General features: G+C 50.1%; 22 protein-coding genes. 20 read left to right on the top strand and 2 right to left on the bottom strand.

Going from position 1 to position 20388, the window contains the following annotated elements:
* Positions 1–2: 2 nt before the first annotated feature.
* From IPL17_RS17535 to IPL17_RS17525, 3 genes are read left to right on the top strand one after another with little or no spacing between them, the layout of a single operon-like run.
* Positions 3–1499, top strand: a complete 1497-nt coding sequence (locus IPL17_RS17535; protein WP_345308382.1) for an ATP-binding protein — start codon at positions 3–5, stop codon at positions 1497–1499.
* Positions 1500–1502: 3 nt separating this feature from the next.
* Positions 1503–1910 carry a GxxExxY protein gene (locus IPL17_RS17530; protein ID WP_345308381.1) on the top strand — a complete coding sequence of 136 codons (408 nt, stop codon included), beginning with the start codon at positions 1503–1505 and terminating at the stop codon, positions 1908–1910.
* Positions 1911–1944: 34 nt separating this feature from the next.
* Positions 1945–2397: a hypothetical protein gene (locus IPL17_RS17525; protein ID WP_345308380.1), complete on the top strand. Its 453-nt coding sequence runs from the start codon at positions 1945–1947 to the stop codon at positions 2395–2397.
* A gap of 440 nt (positions 2398–2837) precedes the next feature.
* Here IPL17_RS17525 and IPL17_RS17520 read toward each other — a convergent pair whose 3' ends face one another.
* Together IPL17_RS17520 and IPL17_RS17515 are read right to left on the bottom strand one after the other, a co-directional pair.
* Positions 2838–4457 carry an SIR2 family protein gene (locus tag IPL17_RS17520; protein WP_345308379.1) on the bottom strand — a complete coding sequence of 540 codons (1620 nt, stop codon included), beginning with the start codon at positions 4455–4457 and terminating at the stop codon, positions 2838–2840.
* A 10-nt stretch (positions 4458–4467) separates the two neighbouring features.
* The gene (locus IPL17_RS17515) at positions 4468–5187 is read right to left on the bottom strand and encodes a tetratricopeptide repeat protein (RefSeq protein ID WP_345308378.1); all 720 of its coding nucleotides are present in this window, start codon (positions 5185–5187) and stop codon (positions 4468–4470) included.
* A 337-nt stretch (positions 5188–5524) separates the two neighbouring features.
* On the opposite strand from IPL17_RS17515, the gene IPL17_RS17510 reads away from it, so the two are divergent.
* From IPL17_RS17510 to IPL17_RS17430, 17 genes are all read left to right on the top strand, one after another.
* Positions 5525–6076 (top strand): hypothetical protein, encoded by a 552-nt coding sequence (locus IPL17_RS17510; RefSeq protein ID WP_345308377.1) that lies wholly within the window; start codon positions 5525–5527, stop codon positions 6074–6076.
* Between the two features lie 172 nt (positions 6077–6248).
* On the top strand, positions 6249–6737 hold the full coding sequence (locus IPL17_RS17505) for a hypothetical protein (protein ID WP_345308376.1): 489 nt from the start codon (positions 6249–6251) through the stop codon (positions 6735–6737).
* Complete coding sequence (locus IPL17_RS17500; protein ID WP_345308375.1) at positions 6734–7228, top strand: hypothetical protein; 495 nt, start codon at positions 6734–6736, stop codon at positions 7226–7228. The genes IPL17_RS17505 and IPL17_RS17500 overlap by 4 nt, the downstream gene beginning before the upstream one ends.
* 18 nt (positions 7229–7246) lie before the next feature.
* On the top strand, positions 7247–7942 hold the full coding sequence (locus IPL17_RS17495) for a hypothetical protein (protein ID WP_345308374.1): 696 nt from the start codon (positions 7247–7249) through the stop codon (positions 7940–7942).
* The gene (locus IPL17_RS17490; protein WP_345308373.1) at positions 7915–8568 is read left to right on the top strand and encodes a hypothetical protein; all 654 of its coding nucleotides are present in this window, start codon (positions 7915–7917) and stop codon (positions 8566–8568) included. The genes IPL17_RS17495 and IPL17_RS17490 overlap by 28 nt, the downstream gene beginning before the upstream one ends.
* Positions 8565–8795, top strand: coding sequence for a hypothetical protein (locus IPL17_RS17485; protein WP_345308372.1), 231 nt, complete (start codon positions 8565–8567; stop codon positions 8793–8795). Before IPL17_RS17490 ends, IPL17_RS17485 begins: the two co-directional genes overlap by 4 nt.
* Positions 8792–9352, top strand: coding sequence for a hypothetical protein (locus IPL17_RS17480; protein ID WP_345308371.1), 561 nt, complete (start codon positions 8792–8794; stop codon positions 9350–9352). The genes IPL17_RS17485 and IPL17_RS17480 overlap by 4 nt, the downstream gene beginning before the upstream one ends.
* Before the next feature lie 139 nt (positions 9353–9491).
* On the top strand, positions 9492–10910 hold the full coding sequence (locus tag IPL17_RS17475; protein WP_345308370.1) for a hypothetical protein: 1419 nt from the start codon (positions 9492–9494) through the stop codon (positions 10908–10910).
* 30 nt (positions 10911–10940) lie between these two features.
* A complete protein-coding gene (locus IPL17_RS17470) occupies positions 10941–14207 on the top strand; it encodes a serine-rich protein (protein WP_345308369.1) in 3267 nt (1088 codons plus the stop codon).
* Positions 14204–14401, top strand: coding sequence for a hypothetical protein (locus tag IPL17_RS17465; protein ID WP_345308368.1), 198 nt, complete (start codon positions 14204–14206; stop codon positions 14399–14401). The genes IPL17_RS17470 and IPL17_RS17465 overlap by 4 nt, the downstream gene beginning before the upstream one ends.
* Before the next feature lie 75 nt (positions 14402–14476).
* Positions 14477–14716, top strand: a complete 240-nt coding sequence (locus IPL17_RS17460) for a hypothetical protein (RefSeq protein WP_345308367.1) — start codon at positions 14477–14479, stop codon at positions 14714–14716.
* A 121-nt stretch (positions 14717–14837) separates the two neighbouring features.
* Entirely contained in the window at positions 14838–15791 is a 954-nt protein-coding gene (locus IPL17_RS17455) for an RcpC/CpaB family pilus assembly protein (protein WP_345308366.1), read from the top strand.
* Entirely contained in the window at positions 15791–17110 is a 1320-nt protein-coding gene (locus IPL17_RS17450) for a ParA family protein (protein WP_345308365.1), read from the top strand. The genes IPL17_RS17455 and IPL17_RS17450 overlap by 1 nt, the downstream gene beginning before the upstream one ends.
* Entirely contained in the window at positions 17107–18339 is a 1233-nt protein-coding gene (locus tag IPL17_RS17445) for an ATPase, T2SS/T4P/T4SS family (protein ID WP_345308364.1), read from the top strand. Before IPL17_RS17450 ends, IPL17_RS17445 begins: the two co-directional genes overlap by 4 nt.
* Positions 18340–18341: 2 nt before the next feature.
* Positions 18342–18554 (top strand): hypothetical protein, encoded by a 213-nt coding sequence (locus IPL17_RS17440; RefSeq protein ID WP_345308363.1) that lies wholly within the window; start codon positions 18342–18344, stop codon positions 18552–18554.
* Positions 18551–19513 carry a hypothetical protein gene (locus IPL17_RS17435; protein ID WP_345308362.1) on the top strand — a complete coding sequence of 321 codons (963 nt, stop codon included), beginning with the start codon at positions 18551–18553 and terminating at the stop codon, positions 19511–19513. Before IPL17_RS17440 ends, IPL17_RS17435 begins: the two co-directional genes overlap by 4 nt.
* A gap of 8 nt (positions 19514–19521) precedes the next feature.
* Positions 19522–20388 carry a hypothetical protein gene (locus IPL17_RS17430; RefSeq protein WP_345308361.1) on the top strand — a complete coding sequence of 289 codons (867 nt, stop codon included), beginning with the start codon at positions 19522–19524 and terminating at the stop codon, positions 20386–20388.

Below are 20388 nucleotides of genomic sequence, written 5' to 3'. Positions count from 1 at the left end.
CCATGAAAGCAACTATCAACAATGTGCTGTCCCAGGTACGCTCGAATATAGAGTGTGCTCCGAGTTCGGCCAGCGAGGCGAAAACACTGGGTGACCCGAATTGTCCACACTGCGCGGGTGCGGGGTACGTGCGTTTTGATGTGCCGGTCGGACATGAAAAATTTGGCAAAGCGGAATCGTGTATTTGCCGAGCAAAGGATGTGGCTCTGAGCGCTCGCAATCGCTTGTTTGCTTTGAGCAATCTGGAACGCCTTGGCAATTTAAGTTTTGAAAACTTCAACGCTTCCGGAAACGAAAAAGCAAAGTTCATGACACCGCAGGAAAGAGAAAGTTTGCATCAAGCTTTTGAAGTCTGCGAAAAGTTTGACGATGGCTGGCTCTTGCTCGAAGGTGGATATGGCTGCGGGAAGACGCATCTGGCGGCAGCAATCGCAAACAAGGCAGTCAGCAAAGGCGTGCCCACTTTGTTTATCACCGTCCCCGATCTGCTGGATTCTTTGCGCTTTGCTTTCAACGATCCTGAAACAACGTTCGAGCAACGCTTTGACGAGATCCGTTCGGCTCATTTGTTAATTCTCGATGACTTTGGCACACAGAATGCCACGCCCTGGTCGCAGGAAAAAATATTCCAGCTTTTGAATTATCGCTACATCAACAAATTGGCGACAGTGTTCACAACGAATTTGATGTTGGATGCCATCGAAGGCCGTGTCCGTTCACGCTTACAGGATGCTGAATTAGTGACGCATTTGAAGATCAGCGCGCCTGATTATCGCCGTCCTGAGCAAACCAGCAATCCTGGTATTTCCATGCTTCTATTGCCCGAGATGAAGACGATGACGTTTCAGAATTTCCAAACGCGCGAAGAAGAGCTGGGCAGTGAAGTGATGGTAACCACGATCACCGAAAGACAGGATAAGTTTGGCGGGAAGTATAAAGACAAGGCTGTCACACGCGTCAAGATAACAGCGGGTGATATTCAGTCTTTGCATGAATCCTTCAGCGCCGCAGTTCGATTTTCAGAAGAGCCAAATGGCTGGTTGTTATTTTTAGGCCAATCGTTTTGTGGAAAGACCCATCTCGCGGCGGCGATTGGTAACCATCGGATCGCCTTGGGCGGGCAGGCGATGCTGGTTGAAGTTTCTGCGCTGTTCGATTACCTGCGTCAGACTTTTTCCCCGAGTTCAGATATTTCGTTTGATCGGCGCTTCCAGGAAATCCGCGCAACGCCGTTATTGATCCTGGATGATCTGAAGGAAAGCACAGTGAGATCTGCCTGGGCGGAGGATAAGCTGTATAGCCTGTTGAACTATCGCTACAACGCGCAGCTGCATACAGTACTGACTTCCACTTTGAGCGCTGATGCTTTTACTCTCAGCTATCCCAATTTATGGAACAAGTTATTGGATTCTTCCAGGTGCCAGATCCTTTCGATCAACATGCCGCCGTATCGCCGTGTGCTGAAGCGGACTCGCACAAGGCAATATGGGAACCGCTAAAGAATGACCCTATCCACCTCACCCCTAACCAGCCTTGTGATCTCCCTCGCGACCAGCGTGTGGACCGATATGGGCTGTCATTATCCAAAGCCAGTCTATTTGAAATCCCTGCTGCATGCCATGCGCGCGTCCCGCCTGCTTGTGCACGAACATCCGTTGTTGATCCTGCGCATCAATGACAAACCAATTTCAGAACACAGCCCTGACTTCATAGTGCAGGATAAGGATACTTTGATCGTTAACCTGCTTGTCGTTTCAACGATCACACAAGCAGACGTCAATTGCGTTCGGGCATGTGTAAACGCACACCGCGGCGCGGCAGGCGGTGTGCTGATCAATTTTGGGGATCAGCGTTTGACCTGGATGAATATAGTCCAAAGCCATCATAATTATTACAGGAGCAGCGTGTGAGCAATTCAATTCAATGCAGTCAAGGGAGTTTCCAATGCCAATAACATACGCCACATCCAACATCGATGGCGGCTTGGATTGCTCCAGTCTTTCAATCGGCGTATTAATAACCATACCCGAATCCCCGATCGTCAAAGTGATGGTAATCGCTGGGCTGCAGGCGCATCCTGTCTGGGCGATAGACAGGCTGGCTGTGGTGATTTACTGCTACGTGCAGTCTGCGAAATACCATTACCCGCGCGGTCCCCGTCCAATACAAGTCAACGTCAGGGGTTCACTGATCAGTAATGATAGTACATCTTGCGTCATGGCAGGCTCCTTCAGTTGGCACACCTCTGAGGCGATTCGCATGAACGCCGAACGGTTGATCGCCAAAATGACCTCAGGCAAGCAGTTGACAACCCAGTGGCCCACGAAAGCTACAATGATTCTGCCGGTACAAGGTGAGACTTTATATGAGGCAAGCGCTCTGACTTCGTCGGGCTAAGTGTCCAAAACATATTGCCTCACATCCTTGTCGTTTGCCTACACCAGTACCGTCTACTCCAGGCATCCGCCCGTATTTATGGAGCATCATGCTATTTTGCTTTCAGAATTTTTTGGGGTAGCATGATGAGCAAATTTCTTCACTCGCTGTTCTTTGTATAATACCGAGCTCACCTGGAGAGAAAAGACCAGCCGTTTGATGAAAGCCCTGCGTAAAATCTAAAAAATCTAACGGATGAATCAAGTAGCCAGCACAAGGAGTAACGGGAAAAATAATACGGTAAATTGTTCTGCAACTTAAATGAATATCCTTCGAGGTTTGAAAAATCTCGAAGGATATCTATTGCTAGTCTTTCTTCAATTTATCTAATTGTTGTTCCAGTCAAAGTATGTGGATATCAGCGACACACAAACATTTGGAGTTATTTGTGGTTTTTATGTTCAATACGATTTTATTTGTTCCGACAATTGACGGCATTCAGACATCAATTTCTCGTTATTTGTGATTTTGCAAATGCCAATCAATTCAGGAATGCGTTCTTTTACTTCGCTGAAATCTTTTTTCTCGATTAGAAGATCCAGCAAGAATGGCAGGCAAATGGAGAGGCTTTCCAAATTTCCATATTTTCTGTGAATACCGACAGATTCTTCAACGAGGGAAAGCGCTTTCGGAAAATTGCCCATTTTTCGCATGACACGCGCCTCCTCATAGAGTCCGCGCGCATATTCGATGGTATCTTTTTGACATTCGGCTTTATGCAGGATTGCCAATGCGCTTTCGAAGTTTCCTAACTCGCTGTGGCAAATCGCGAGCTGTTGTTCGTATTCAACCATATCCCTACCAACGCTCTTCAGAATTTTTTGCTCGAGTTGAAAATATCGGCTTTTCTGGCCTCCATTTAGAATTGAATATATCGTTTCCAGATAAGCAAGGGCTTCCTTCGGCCTGTTATCTTTAATGCATGTTCTTGAAAGACAGAATAATACATAAATCTTTGGCGACAGCTCTTTCGTTTCTTCAGATTGAGATAAAGCCAACTGAAAATAACTTTGTGCTTCCCCGTAATTCCCAGCAAGCAGGAAATACTTCCCGGCAAAACTCAGATTGCGCCATTCCTCCAGCGCGTGTTTGAAACTCCAATGTAAATAATAATGAGATGGAATTTTGTATTCAATTTCGTAATGGTCAGAGCCGCTGTTTTTAATTAAAATATTGTGAATTGCAGATAAAACTTCCGAAGTTCGCCCCACAATGATATATAGCTGTTCTTCCTTCCAGTTTCCCTGGGAAAGGATCTTGTATATGGCATCAGGGATAATTTTACGTTCTTTTTTAAATGTGGCAAAGTCAAACACTTTGAATGGCGATATTTGTGTATCATGGAAAACCCAGAATATTTTATGACGGCTTTTTATTTGACTGATCATGGGGACTATGTCGTAATCGTCTGACCCTGAATAGCCCAAAATTATTAAATCTTGATGCTGAATTCTATCGAAAAAGATCTCCTTTAAAAACGGGTCATTGCTGAACGATTCCCCTTTTTGCCCCAGCCTGGTGATTGTTGCAACTATGCTTTTCCTTGTGTCCAAACCTTGCTCATCCTGCAGGGAGCCATGAAGTTTCCAGACAATTTTTGTGTTGGTTCTGCATTTCTGTTCGTTGGAGAAAACTGTTTGAACCGGTATTCTTTTTTGAGTGCATGCCGTTTCAATCAAGCAGTCAAAATTGGTTGTAAATATATGATGATCGTTATTCGCGATCTCTGCCAGCAGGTTGTGGAGTAAATTTGGAGAATCGCATTTTGACAGATGGTTCAAAACTTGAAGATCCCTGTCGAAAATTTCAGATATTAATTCCATGAATTGTTCAAATCGCAGATTTCCCCTGTCAAACTGTCCTTTAATATCAACTTTGAGGCTTTCTTCGATCGATAGGACTTCCACAATTTTATAGACCATATCCCTGGCGAGCGGTAAATTAGAGGGGGAATCAAAGGAAACTCCTGCACCCGCAAGAAAACAATAAGTTCGGTCTGAAAATATGTGTTCGGACAGCATGGCTTGGTTGTTATTTTGAATTTTTTTGTTGAATTGCTTTTTGTAAATTTGCCTGCGTCAGATTGATTAGCCACCTGGTGTCGTAATTAGATGTTGACTGCAAGATTAAAAGAGCCTCTTGATATTTTTCTATCGCCTTGTCGTATTCCTCGACCTGGAGATGGACATTGCCAATTCCGCACAATGCGGACCCTAGTATGAGGTCGTTGTCGATTTTTTTTGAATATTCGATCGACTTTTTGAAAACGCTCATGGCTTGCGAATTTTTGAAATCGTTTTTGTATAAATTTCCAAGATTTAAAAGGCTCGACGCGACCCCTTCTATGTTGTCCATTTCCAAATCCAATTCTATTGCCTGATTAAACAACTCTTCAGATTTTGTAAATTTTTCCTTTGCCTCTTTAAGTTTGCCGCTTTTAATTAATTCACTGCCTTGATTTTTGTAAATAATCGCTATATTTGACGAAGCGCTGGCCTCCTCAACTGCAGACTTGATTTTTCGGGAAAGATCCAAAGCTTGCTCATAATATATGAGGGCTATGTCAAAATCAGCAAGCTTCTTATGGCACACTCCCAAGTTTTGCAGCGCTCCCAGGTAGTTCTGGTCTTTCTCCCCTGTACACTTCTTGATGTATTCTTTGTACAATTTTATCGCACCCTGAAAATCACCAATACTGAATTTGGAGTTGGCTGAACTTAGGAGTGAATCTTTGGTTTTGTTGAAGAACATTCTCGTCCTTTGGATCAATCGTGATTTTATTCCTTGCGAAAACCAACTTTTATCACGAATGACATGTATGTGGCGTACTCCACATGATTTATTATACGATATATGTTTTGCGGCTTACGCTTGTCTCCACTTCTTATGGTAAAGATGGCCATGAGGTATCCATTTCAATGATCCCCGCAATCAGGATCTCTGAATTGGAATTCAGATTAGGGTTCGACGATACTATCTCTGAAAAATCCCTGTTTGCCGGGGACTTGACTTTTGTATGTTCCTGGGGGTAATATGGAACATATGTTCTGTATCTTAGAACATAAAACACAAGGAAAAACAAATAATCATGAAAACTATTCTCGCAGGCCTTGCCCTGCTGTTCAAAACCACTTTACTCACATTGCTAATTGCGACGCTGATCCCGATCCTATATTTTACCTGGCAGATGAGCCAACCGCTGCCCCAGCCTGAGTTCAAAGGACTGTCCTATTACCAGTTTATGGAATGGCGCAAGATGGCGACGGAAGATGTGATCGCAAAGTACATTGTTTCCCACCCCAGCTTTGAGTACAAAGGAATTGGTGAACCGATAACGGCCTGTTATTCTGGGGTTGTTTTCGGCGGTTATATCTTCCTGCCAGCCCAAGCGCTTTCTTATACATTTGCTTCTATGGCTGGGGTGATGCCAGATGAACTACATGCAGTCCCAACTGGAGTGACACTATTGAACTTTATGCCAAAATGGTGGGAGACCTTTGAGTATCTCTTTTGGTACAACGAAATTCACCTGGATAGTTTCGGCGGTCTTGTCGAATTCTGCCGCCTTCAACCAAACATCCCAACTCCCGAAGAGTTTAAAACAATGAAGCTGGAGCATCAAATAATTACAAGAAATTAAAAATTAAATCACCTGCTTGACAGTTCTGACATAAGGCGAGTAAACTCTGACTTGCCCCTGCTGTGATTATTCCAAAGGCAGGATTCTATCTTAAAATAAAATACAAAACGAAAAGACCCCTTCCACCTCGGAAGGGGTCTTTTCGTTTTCCCAATATGGAGAAAATGAAAGTATGAAAAAAATAAAAGTTCTTACTACGCTTCTTCTCGTTCTACTATCAACGTCATTGCTTGTGTCTTCTGCACAGGCCCAGAATGATATGGACGTTGATCCCCGCCATGCTTTGGAGGCAGTTGTATCGATGTACTCCCCAATGCATGGACTGCATTCATTTTGGCTGGATGCGGTTTGTGAACGTATGACCCAAGGCGGATGCGGTTACTTCACAGAAAACCTCGATTCTATTCTTTGGCAGGCAGGCCAGGATGTAACAGGCGATCAAGCCGAGCTCATCGACGTTGTCGCTACACTCGATGATGGTTCGCAGGTCTGGAAAGCGGTGCTGACGATCCATGAAAATTGTCAGATCGCGAAAAATTGTACAACCAGCGAAAGCGATATTTATCTGCATGTCGTGTACGACGGAGCGCAAGGGAAATGGCTCCTGAACCGCGTGCTGTATGGACCCTATATAGACTTTCCAAAATTCGAGGAAAAATGAATATCACAATTTCCAAAACAGCCGCACTGCGTGCCATCACAATTTTCACGGCGCTTGTACTTTTAGTCTGGGCCGCAAGCCTGGCACTCTCCATGGGATTTCCCGCCCGCCTGTTTGCCGCCCCAACACCTCCTCCTCAGGACGAACCTGCAATGCGTGCTGTTACCGCAATGTATTCAGCAGATCCCGCAGGTGAAAGATCTGAATGGGAAAACACAGTCTGTTCCGGCATGACAGAAAAAGGATGTTTGTTATTCCAAAGCATGTACGCGCCTGCGATATGGGATGCTGCCTCTCAAAAAAATGATGCCTCGACAACCATGCTTCAAGTTGCTGACACACTCGAAGACGGATCGCAGATCTGGAAGATCAACATTGCCTGGTCTGACACAGCTGCGGATATTTTTATTCACGTCGAAGCTGACCCAACATCAAGGCAGTGGCTGCTTGAGCGTGTCCTCTTCACTCAGGAAGCGGCAAAGTACACCTAATAACACCAGGAAATCATTATGAAAACTCGTATTCAATTTTTGTTTCTGATCTTTGCGTGTTTTATTCTTCTTTCGAGTCTGACACCCGCGGCATTCGCTCAGGGAACAACTCCGCCGGTCGACCCCAACAGTTCATGGGCGGAAGTAGTCAATCCAGACGGATCGATCAACTATGCCAGCCTGACGGATGGCGGCGTGGTCAATCAACCCGCCGATTGGATGCCGAACATTCCGTTGATCGGCTCGATCCCCGCCGAATTCCATGTGTATTACACACCCAGCGGCAACAGCATCGTTATGCCCACTGCCTCGACCCTGTTTTTCATGGCGGCAAATGCCAACGAATCAGGCTTCCTGTCTGCCGCCAGCACAATGGGGACCAGCGGACTCTCAACTGTAAATTCAGATAACGGGAACGTGGTGGGCTTTGCGAGCCTTGGCGCGTTTTTTGGCGCTCTGGTTGGCAATCAGGATATTGGATTGCCAACGAACACAAATGCGACCGATTTCTTTAACCAGGTCATTTCCGGACAAACAAATCTTTGGAGCCTCGGTCCAACCGGGTTATTTAATTTCCTGCAAAGTCTCACGGTCAATCTTTATCTGATGGCAGCCTGTATAGCTACATGCTTCTGTATACCCCGGGGCAATGTGCAACAGTTCCTGGGGGATGTACCGCAGCTCAAATGGCACTGCTTACCTCGCTCACACTAACCCCGCCGCCAACCGAAATTGTCACCCCACTGCCACCAACCGCATGTCCAGACCCGAGCATCAAGTTGGGAGCGATCTCTGCTTCTGCCAGCTTGCTTGATCCTCCATATCCGCTGGTAGTGGGACAAGACCCAGACAAGCGCGGGGTGGATGTCTCATTTTCCGCGTCTGTCTCTCCAACGATCTACACATACTACACACAGGAACCGATCGAGGAATGTGTTCCAGGCACGACTGCCAGCGGTCAATACAACTGCACAAAAAAAGGCGTGCGCGGCCACAGTGAACAAACTGGTTTTCAATGTGTATCTCATACACAGAGCTACTCCGAATGTATTACATCCGCCTCGGCATCCATATCTCTCTCGAAAGAATCGCGCAATTGGATCTTGAATGAATTATCCATTCGATACCCCGAAGCCTATCTCCACCATCCATATTTTTCATTCAGTGGGGGCGGCTGCGCATGGTCTGCTTCAAAAGATCATGTGCAGGTCGCGGACCCTGGCAATTGGAACATGCTCTTTAGCGGACGCACATCCGGCACGCCAGTCTCAGGAGCGCGCAGCTTTAATCGCGCCAGTGTCTTCTCCGTCTGGTTGAAGGAAGTGGTGATCATCAAATGACAACAGCACCAGGAACAGAAGTCAAGAAACAGGAAACAGAAATCATCGCCATGACCTGCAAATACATGGGCGAATGGATATCAAGCATGGATGATCTATCAGCGGATGAACAGCGCATCGTTGATGATTATCTGCTCGCGAAGAAAAACTTCCTTATCAAAACGGACTCGTTGCTGGTCTTGTTTTTCAGTCATGAAAAAAATAAATATGACAAGGCGGATGAGTGAGCGACCCTTTATCAAATATCGTGGAGGGCGTTATTTGGACCATCAATGGTTTTCTGGTGATCGTATATTACGCCGCCGATCATATCCAGACTCTTGCCCTGGCAGTCGCCACCATCCTCTTCGCGGCATACACATCCCAGGAGCAAAGAATATGGGCGATGGGTTCGGGCGGGATGGCGATTCTGGCTTCCCTGCTCGCGCCCGCGCCTGTCCCGTTGTTTCTGCTGGTCATGTCACTGGCAGGCTGGGCAGGGACATGGCTCGAGCAATACAACAAACCAGCCCAACATTGGAATACGATCCGTGGCCAGGCATTGTATGCGGTGGCGGGATTGGGATTCGCCATGTATCGCCATTTCGGGCTCGGCAGTTCGATCGCGAGCGATCCGATGATGTCACAGGGAGCGGGTTATTTGAACGCATTGATCGGTATTGGCATGTACGTGATTCCGCTGGGCTGGCTGGCGATGCTGACCCAGTCCATCTGGGCACACCCGCCCGCGCAGGGAACGCCCGACGCACTGATCACAGCGATCCGAACACGAGGAAAGCAGTGAAAAAACTGTCAAAACCTCTGGCGTCCTGGCGCATACGCCAGAAAGCCAGGCTTAAAAATAGCGATTTTTTGCCTAAAAACATGTCAAAACTGGCTGTCAAAACCCGAGTAAGAAGGGATAGAGAAAGGACTTTTGAAAAATGAGTATTTCTGAAATTGAAAAACACGCCCTTGAAGCGCTGGGAAAAAAAGGAACGATACGAGAGCAGACGTTGAGAACATGCAGACACTGCGGGATCACCAATCAAACTCTCGCCCAGTTGGAGTGTGGCGAAGATGTCGAATTGCGCGTGATCCGCACCACACTTAACTGGCTATCCAAACCTACGAAGGATTTTCCCGCTCTACTGGAAGCCATGCCCATGCGGTTGGCTTCCAGAAATGGTCGCCCTCAGCAGGCATACCTTCTTACTGAGTTCGGTAGAAAAGTTTTACTTCTTCTGGTACCGCCAATCATTGCACGTGTGAATAAACCCAAAGACGAGAAGGATCTAAACCATCGATTTGCGCAATTGAACATTCTGACCAATGCTTTTCAGAACAAGTGGATGCATTCTACCGTGGAGAAAGTTATCCCATACCAAAGCGGGGAAGTCCGATGCGACGTGGTGATCCCCCGAGTAAACGGGATACTCTATGTTGAAATCGAGCAGGAAATCACCCGCAATAACATCGAACGCGCGCGGGAGAAGTTCCGCAACTGGCAGGCATACGCGCTAAGCAAGGATATTGTCCCAGACCTTTTGTTCGTCTTCAACCTAGCCGAGTCAAAGCTAGGACCCACACTCGCTGTCTGGCAGGAAGCGTTGGGATGTGTGAGCGAAGCGCATGATTTCGCATTGGATGTGCGATACATCCTGATCGGGGCTCTTGAGGGAAGATCGTTTGACACAGCGCTGCAATCATGCAGCCTGTGGATGGAACCCATTGTTCAAATTAGCGCGGGCAGCGGCGCAGCGCTCGAAGCGTCTGGTCAAATCACCGCGCCAGATCATTTGTTGCCTGAGGCCAACGAATTGCTCCCCGAGTTTGAACGCCGTGTGCAAACGTATTCTGATGCCCGTCATTCTGCGAACAGAGTGAAAGCTTTCTTCGAACTGATGCTGTATATCTACAACGCTTCATACGGGAAAAACAGCGACATATTCAACTACAGCCTGCTACCCGAGAAGTCACTCTGGCTGCTGCACCACTACCTGAACCTGCCGCAAAACCAGGCGATGTATGAAGAGTTAAAAAAGGCAATGGTCTGGCTGAAGAGCAGGAGCAACATGGGCTTGATCATGATGCGCGACACACTGTGCAGCATCTTGTGGGAAACCTTTTTGAAGCATCACAAACTGGCGATCGGCGGCAATTTGAGGGTCTCTCTTGAAGTCCCAGATTACGTTAATAACAACTCAACTTTTGAAGTCAAAGTTGTGTTTTGGAATACGAACGATGAAATGAAACACGAAGAATATTGCAAAGCGCTGGCATGGGTGATGACAACTTTCCTTTGGTATTCGGAATATTTGAAAACTGGTGAACAGTCATGGAAGAAGAAAAGCAGGAAGTGAAACATCCACTTCCCATTATTTAGGTGATCAATGTTAAGTATTTTGAACAACGGACTGACGATCGATGACGGCGACCTGCGATACGCGTGGTTTGAGCTGAAAAAAGATACACGGCGCTTTTTCCGCTGTGTGGCTTTGCGCGAATTGAAAGTGATCCCCGTCAGCGTGCGTGAGGACTATGACCTGCTTGGAAAACAGTGGGCGGCAGTGCGCGGCTTGCACAATGCGGGTGTCAATTTTGTATACACTGCCATGGGCATCTACGCTCCCGATCACATCGGCATCGTCCAACTCTTTGGCGCGGCGGGTGAAGCGGACAGTCTTGAAAAAGCGGCGGAGCAAGCCTTGATCGGCGCTTCAACGGTTGAGGCGGTACTTGCCAACTTCCCGCAATCACAATTGGGATATCCAAATCCAGACTGGATGCAGTGGTATCTCGACTTCATCACTTCGCGCGGCTGCAACATTGCCGCAGTGCTTGGACATCCCGACCCGCGCCAGGGGAAACGTGGCACAGATAGTGAAGGCACGATCGGGGATGACTCTGACGAAGACCTGGCAGAGGAACAAAACGAGATCCTCTTTCGCGGTCTCTCCAAGCTGCGCCAGAATTTTGTCTTTCAAGTCCTCGCTGAACATATCGCGAGATCGCGCATGACACAAACCCTGATGCGTATCAGCGAAGCGGCATCCAATGTTGGCTCGCGTCGCAAAGGCGCGATCGGCATCGGATTCAATCTTGGTATCCCGATCATGGCCGCACTCTCGCAAAGTAATGCCAGCGGGATTGGTGTTGGACAGGGATCGGCACAAAGCGCACAGGATGGCGTTTCGCAAGGCTGGGGCAACAGCCATACCGTTGGGCAATCACACTCGCAGGGGACAACCGTATCCGATGGATATTCAGACTCGGTGGGCACCAGCCACGGAGTTTCGAATGGAACCAGCCATGGCGTTTCAGATGGAACATCGCATGGCACGATGAGTTCTGAATCCAGCGGCACGATGTCTTCGCGCGGAAGTTCATCAGGCGGCGGCTGGTCGGAAAGCTCGGGCATGGGCGTGAATGCGGATCTTGGAAAATCGGTACTGGGCGGCATCCCGCTTGTGGGCGGTTTGCTCAAAGGTGTATCGGTTGGATACAACGAGAGCAGCGGGGTCTCTGGATTTGGTTCAACCAGTTCTACGACTGGAAGTTCACACTCGAGCACAGAGGGTGTCTCTGACTCGGTCATGCACAGTACCTCAGATGGTACATCGCAAGGCACGAATGATGGCACATCTGCTGGGCACTCCACCATGCACTCCGTGTCAACTTCTTCGATGGACACCCAAAGTGAATCTTTTGGAGACAGCCGTAACTGGGGGCAGAGCCACGCCCAGGGAGTGACTGCTTCACAACAACAATCACGCAACTTTATGCAAGGTATCTCAGGCGGGATGAGCACCGGCCTATTACCAGGTATCAGCATCAATCGCAGCTGGCAGACTGAAGATGATGTAGCCGAGAGACTGGCGGACGTTTTGCGCCGATTGGAATCACTCGCCAATCAAGCTTCGATGGAGGGAGGATTCATGACCAACGCCTTTCTTTTCACGGACACACAACAAGGCAGCGCCGCAGCTGCCGCGCTTGTGCCGCAGGCATTTCATGGATCAAGTGTACCGACTCCTGTCTTGACGATCCAACCGCCTGAAACTGATGAAGTTGAACTGCGAGCACACGCTTTCACGTTCACGCCCTGGACAGAACTTGAGGACGGCGATCCGTTCAGTGGTGAATTATGGACACGCTATGCCACGCTCCTGACTGCGGGTCAACTCGCGGCGTACACAGCGCCTGGTCTTTTTGAAGAAGGTACAGCTGCCACCACCATGGCAGCCATTCCCGTTGGCATGGGCTTTTATCCAAACATGCCTGGCGATGTGGTGCTCGGTCATCAGTACAGTCCTGAAACTGGAGACCTGACACCTGCTCAGGTACGGCTTGACCTGAACACGATCATGCACACAATGGCGGCTGGCGATACCGGCTTTGGCAAATCGGTGGCCATGATCCGCATGGCGTATGAGACGACCCTGCATTGGAAGACCCGCACGGTTGTGCTTGATTTTGGCGCGGGCTGGAGATCATTACTAAATGCTCCTGGACTTGAAGGGCATGTCGAGATCCTACAACTCTGGCCGGACGCGGTACGCCCCCTGAGATGGAACCCGATGCAGATCGGACGCAACATCGCTCCAGAAACCCAATGGCGGGCATTCGCGGATGTGTTTGGCGGCATCGCGCAGCTGGGTGTGAAGCGGCAGAAGCAGGAGTTGTTGGAAGCCATTCGTGGTTTGTATCTTGCCAAAGGCGTAATGGTGGATGACCCGGAGGTGCGCAAACATGAACAATGGGGTCATGTGCAGGAGGATGAAGAAGCGCTTGTGGGTGCCAGGGCAGGAACACTTTTGGGAAATTTGGATAACAAACAACGCCAGGCACTTGCAGTTCATCGCAGCGTGATGATCGGATTGACAAGTGTACATGAAGCAGTTGCCAAGAAATTAAAAAACGTATCTTCCCGAGATGTGATGTTGACAGGGGTTCTGGAAGGAATTCTGTTCCGTCTGAATCCACTCGTGCAAGGCTCGGCTGCACGCCAATTTGCGCCCGGTCCTGGCACAGTACCCGTTGAAGATCTGAGCAAGAATGGCGGCTGGGGAATCACCATCATCGAAGGCGGTATGTTCCTGGACGACTTTGGAAAAGCATTCCTATTGGGATGGACCGGCTGGCATCTATATATGGACATGGTGGCGCGGCGTGTGCATGAAGTCAATACCGATGAGCCATTATTACAAATCTACTACGAAGAAGCCAACAAGATCTTTGTGAAGGAATCAGGCGGAAGCGGTGACGAGACTGGCGGGGTGTCAGCTACCCAGCGTTTTGCAGACATGTTCCGCGATGCACGCAAATATAAATCACGCCTGCATGTGATCACCCAAGCTCCGCACCTAATCGCCGATGACATCATTTCATCCTGCAACAATGTCATCGTCGGGTATCTCAAAAACCCGAAAGACAAGGACTTGATCCTGTCCGCATTGGCGCGTTCCGAGAAGGGCTTTCGCGATGAAGAATGGCGGCGGTTTGTGGATGATATGCCGATTGGAATGGCAATAGGTCGCTTCCCATATACGACGAAGCGCGAGATGCAGAGACCGATCCTGTTCATGCCGCTCATGCTGGATGTGCCTGAACCAACCGATGCAGAAATCGCGCACAAGCTTGGAAGGATCCCTCTATGAAAAAGAATTTAGTGATCATATTGTTCGCACTACTCATCTGCTTTGGAATTGGCTTGTCTGCCTATTTTGGATCGAACGACTCTGGCATCGACAAACACTGGAGTGTGTCGATCACTCATTCGCTATCCACTCCAACAAGCACGCTTGTTCCCGACACAGGCTGGTGGACAACGATCACTACGCCAGAGAAGTGAGGAGCAGAAAGCGGAAAGCAAAATGCAGCACGCAGGAAAACAAGAAGTTCGAATTCAATTGATAAGGATAACAAAATGACTCAAGCAGCAAAGAACGGCAACATTGTATTTTTTGAGAAAGACAGCCCACAGGCGGTTGAGAGCCTGAAGAACGCACTGGCCAACACGGGAGATGTCCCATTGCTTGGTTTGGTATTGAAAGTCGAAGTGGATCCCGAAGGCGGAGACCGTGTCGTGAACTGGATGTTCGCCGAAACAAGTTTCATCAAGTCTCTGGCATTGATCCTGCCGGGGAAGAAGAATAAGAAGGAATGAGAAACAAGATATGAGAAATGAGGTTTGAAAGCTCATCACTCGTCATTCATCACTTGTTACTTATTCAGCCTTCACGCGCAGCGTTCATCATTCATCCTTTGCATTTACCCAGGAGTAACCCATGAAAAAAGCATTTCCTCTCGTTATCGCCGCGATCGTATTCGTGATCGCCCTTGTTCTACTGCGACCCGCGCCAGCGCGCATGGTCGTGGTGGCCGCCTATGACCTGCGCGCTGGCCATGTATTACAGGAAGCGGATCTTGAACTGATGTCCGTGCCTGATGATGTCCTGGCAGTGGACGTGGTCACCGACAAAGCCATGTTGATCGGTCAGCCGTTGCGTATTGATCGCGGTCAGGGTGATGTCATTCGCGCTTCGCAGCTGGGCAACCTGATCGCAGTTGAAGCAAATGAACGCGCCATCGCTGTGCATGTCACCGATGCCAGCGGTGTTGCTGGTCTGCTTGTCCCAGGTCAAATGGTGGGCGTGATCGCATCCATTCCACAACAGGATACGAACGGAACAGACACAACCGTCAGCAGCGCGTACACAGCCGATGGTGTCTATCCAGGCGGCAATGTCTGGAACGAAAGTGTGACACCGCCCGATCACACCAATTCAGATAATGGCGCATATCTCGGCAGCGGCACATTTTCGAAATCCACCATCGAAGGACTGCGTGTACTTTTCATCGATCCACGCTTTGCCGCCAACATGGACGCAAATGTAGTCCCACAGGCAACGCAGGAAAACAGCATGTCCGGGATCAACACCAACGAACGCGCACGTGAAGGTACCGTTCTTTTGGCTGTTCCGACCAACCTGCAATCCATCTTCTACGACTTCGGCTCCAGTGGCGGCGTTTCACAAACACGATCTGTGAACGCATTGGAACTCCTGGCCGCCCTGTCAGGGTTGGATGGTGCCACCATCACACTATATCTGATGCCGCAGGCGGGTGCTGAACAATTTACATCCCCTGGGCTCTGGCTGCCTGACTTGATCCTGGCTCCCAAGACTCCGCCGCCACCCACCGCAGTTGCTCCATCTTCAGCGCCAGTCGCGGTTCCGTAATGAGCTGGACTAATCAACCAACACCGCAGGGCGGGCAGGATGCGCCTGTCAGTTTGCTGCTGGCTCACAAAGACATGGAGCGCACCACCGCCTGGTATCAATCGCTGCAGGTGGACACGCGTTTTCGCGTGACATCCATGGCGAACACTCATCAGGATTTTCGCGCCAAGCTCGCGTCTTCGCCAGAAATCATTTTGCTGGACGCGACCGTCTTCGATGGACCCGACCAATTGACAGAAGCCTTGACCTCGGTCAGCGGCGCAGTCTACCTGATCGTACCTGGCGGAGTGAACACAGAATTGATCGAACAGTTCAAAGCCATTCAATCCGTGAAGTCAGTCTCTGTTGGCGATGTGAATATCGCGGACTTCATGACGCGCGCTTATGCGGACGCACTGGCACTTCGAAGAACGGTATCGGCCATCTCCCCCACCGCATGGTCGGGAGGATCGCAGCGCGGTGGATCAGGTGCGGGTGGACTGCGCATCGTCACTGTCTGGAGTCGCTCAGGCGGAACAGGAAGAACAACGATCGCGATCTCACTGGCACAGGCTGTTGCAAGGCGTGGCTTGAAAACTCTTTTGATCGGACTAGGAGCGCCCGATGTGATCCCACTGCAACTCGGATTGAGACCCGAACCAAATATCGTTTCTTGGATCTCAAATCCAAATGATGAAGGCCTGCGCTCCAGCATTCAAAGTGTTGGAGAACTGCATGTGTTAGCAGGCTTCCCCGACATTCTTTCCGAGTCACAGGGTGACAGGCCTGCCGAGGCCAGTGGCTCGATCAATGAGCTGGTCACTTCCGCCGCGTATGGTGGGTATTCCGCCATCATCCTCGACACACCCTCAGCAGGAGGAGTCACCCCGCGCGCATTATCCGCTGCCAATACCTGGCTGATGGTGGCGCGGCCAACGGTCTCGGATGTTTGGATGTCCGCTGAATCGTTTCGGACCGTGACACAGAAGATCGCGGGACAACACCGTATCACGCCAGGCAATATTTTCGTGGTGCTCAACCAGCGCGCCAACGGAATGTTGACTGCCGATCAATGGCATGGCGCAGCAGACGCGGCTTGCCGCAAGATGAATCTCAATGTGGGTTTTCCGCCGGTCATGGCCACCATCCCGCACTCGATCGATGTATCGCTTGCACAGGACAGTGGTAGATCCGCGCTGGACGCATCCGATGATTTTGCGCGTCCCATTCACCGCTTATCCGAAATGCTCTTTGGAGGCGTTGTGGTGCCGGTCGGTCAAACCGCGAAAGAAGACGGCATCTTCCGACTTGGTCCCTTGAAGATTAGGACGAAGAAATGAGTTGGGATTCTGTTGTTCCTCCATTCAATGCCGCAGATCGCGCGCGCGTGATCGAGGATGTCGCCAGCCAGCTTCAAAAACTTTCCCTGGCGGAAATGCGCGGAGAGCGCGAGAAATTAGTTGGACGCGTTGTACCGCTGGTCCTGTCCGTAGTTTCAAAGTTTGGATTACAAGCATCCTCTGACCAAGTACATGAGATCGCGCGTGATGTGGTTGCGCGTGTCGGAGGTCTTGGATTCCTTGAACCACTCCTGCGCATTGATGCGAATCTATCCGAGATCGCGGTCACGCCCAATGGAGACGTATGGGTGCAGCGCAAAGGCGCGGGTAACTTCGAGAAGCTGCCGGTCTCACCGTCCTTGACGGATGTCTGGCGCGCAACCGAAACCTTGCTTGCGCCGCTTGGTCGAGCCGTGACCGAAGCCTCGCCATCGGTGGATGCAAAGATCCCTCGACAGGAAGGACTGCCGGGCGGAGCGCGCATCAAGATCATCCATCCAGTTGTGGCACCAGGACTAGGTTATCCCAGTATCAACATCCGTTTGTTCGAGGACAAGCCTGTGCCGCCTGAACTGCTGATCAAGTGGAAGGTCGCTCCTGAGAAAGTAGTTTATGGACTTGTAGATCTGGTTTCAAAAGCGTTGCGTATTCTCGTGATCGGAGGCACGGCATCGGGCAAGACTACTTTGCTATCGGCTTTGTGTAACGGGATTCCCAAAGACGCGCGCGTCGTGAAAATCGAAGACCCCGAAGAGATCTGGCTTGATCATCCGCATGTGGTCACACTGGAAGCCCGCCCCGCACAGGTCGGTTCAAGCATTGTTCCGTATAGCCTCGCTTCCGCAGTGGATGATGCCATGCGTATGTCACCGAGGTGGTTGATCGTGGGCGAGATGAGACGCGGAGATGCGGTGGCCGCGTTGTTCCGCGCTCAAATGTCCGATCATCCAGGACTGTCCACATTCCACGCCGAGGGACCTGAGTCCGCCATCACACGTTTGAATCTATTGCTCTTCAACGATGTTGGAGTTCGTTCGGAAGGGGCAAAGGAAATGTTCGTGCAGGCCGTTGACATGATCGTGCAGGTGGGCTGGTCTGAAGGCGGACGCAAGATGATCGGTGTCTGGGAAGTGGAGAAGACTCTTAAAGGCGGCAACGTGCAGTTCCGCCAGTTGTATAAGCACGGAGATGCGGAATTACTTCCCATAGCAATTGAGCGGAGAGTGTAACCATGATCAACATACATTTATTTGATATTCGACCGATCCTTGATAGCTGCTTTGAATGGATCGTCTGGATCCTCAAAATTCTATTCATATATTTCTCGATCATGTTCTCAGGAATGGTATTCGGTTTGTACTTTGAACGAGGCAACATCGCGCAGCTCAAAGCGTGTGCCGCCAGTCTGGAAGTTACCAAGAAAAATGAAAGGAGTTCACAATGATCAACACAAATCTATTTGATATTCCCCCGACCCTGTCCATGTTCCTGCCATATATCGGCGCGGGCATGCTGGCCTGGATCGTTTGGCGTCTGAGCGGAAAACTAACAATGCCGCGCATTGGCAAACCCCAAGTTACGCGCATTGAAGCTTTTGTTGGCGGGAAACGCGGCATCAACAAAACAACGGTTGCGGTGGTGGGCAGTATGGAACATCGTGTCTGCATTGCCTTCGCGAAGATTGGCATCGACGCTGGTGATAACGAGGAGTACTACATGATGATGGCGCGCATTGTTGCTGGCGCTTCCATGACCCTTATCTTGATGATCGTGGGGCTGCCATTCTTCACCAGTCTGATCGGGATCATTGCTGGCTATATTTTTGTAAACGGCTGGGTGGCGCGAGCCTGGAACAAGACCCGCACCGACATGGAATCTGAACTGCCATCTTTGTTACTACGTTTGAACGCAACCATTCAAGCCGCGCCAAATGTTCCTTCCGCGCTGGAGACGGTTGCAAAGACCCTGCGTTCAGACGGACCCTTGCGGGCTTGGACTTTGGATACCGCTGCGAGAATGCACACCGAAGGACATGGGGCAGTCGAAGCGATCCGTGAGAGCGCTGCTGGAATTTCAACCTCACTTTCGATTGCGGCGGATCTGATCGGACGCATGTGGACAACTGGTGGTGAGGGCTATGCCAAGGCATTTGGCACAGCTGCGGACAATCTTGAATCAGTGTTGGATGCGCGCGTACTGGCACGAGCTAAAGGCGGCAGTGCGCAAGGCACTGTCAATATATTGACCGTGATGACATTCGTGATGATCGCATTCATGAGCCGCTCAGGCGCGATGGCGGATATCGTGAAGTCGCCTCTTGTTCAAGTTCTATATTCGTTGATCTGTCTGGTGATCGTATATGGCCACAGTCAGGTCAGCAATATTATCGACAACGCGGTGTAGGAGATTCCATGACAACAGTTATTCCATTTTTAGCCGCAGGCTTGATCGGCATTCTTTTTCATCAATTCCTGCGCAGCTTTGATTTCATATTCGGAAGCTCAGCCACAGCTCGACTTGAACGCTTTGCCTCCACAGATCGGCGCGGCGTCACGGACCGTGTTGGTGATTCGATCGTGGACAAGCTCGGGTTCAGCTTCGACTCGTGGAAACATGAGTTGATGTGGGCACAGCTGGGCGGATTGTATGAAGGACGAACGGTGGGTAGTGTGCTCGGGAAGTCGGTCTTGTTCGGCGCGGTTGGGATCGCCTATTTGTTGATCTTCAACGCGCTCAGCCCGGCCTTTGTGATCGGCGTCGCGGTGGCTGCGTACTATCCATATCTGCAATTACGAGGGCGAGCCAATGATGTCCGTGAGATGGTCAAGCGCGGCTTGCCCGAAGCGGCAGCCTTGATCGCGGCTGAGATGAGCGCGGGCAGTTCCGCTGAGACAGCTGTCGGACGCGCGGCGTCCCTACCTGGAGCGCTTGGCAATCTGTTGCGCATTGTGACTCAAGGCTCGCAGCAGGCTGGCCGCTTAATCTTCTCGCGTGACTTGCTCGACGGCGCGCTGGTGGAAGAGTTCACCAAATATCGAATGCCGCACCTTGAAGCGTTTGCACGTCAGATCGACTTGGTTGCAACCAAAGGCGCCGAGGGTCCACGTCAGATGGGTGAAGTGGCGCGCGGACTGGCACGCGAATACCGTTCGGATGTCGCGCGCTCTGCGGAGCAGCTGGGCAACAAGCTCTTGTTCCCTATCTCGCTTTATATCTTCGTGCCATTCATGCTCGCCATCTTTGTGCCACTCATGGTTAGCGTATTCGAATCGTTCTAA

It is taken from the genome of Candidatus Villigracilis saccharophilus (genome assembly GCF_016711665.1).
This window is presented reverse-complemented; position numbering and strand designations above follow the sequence as displayed.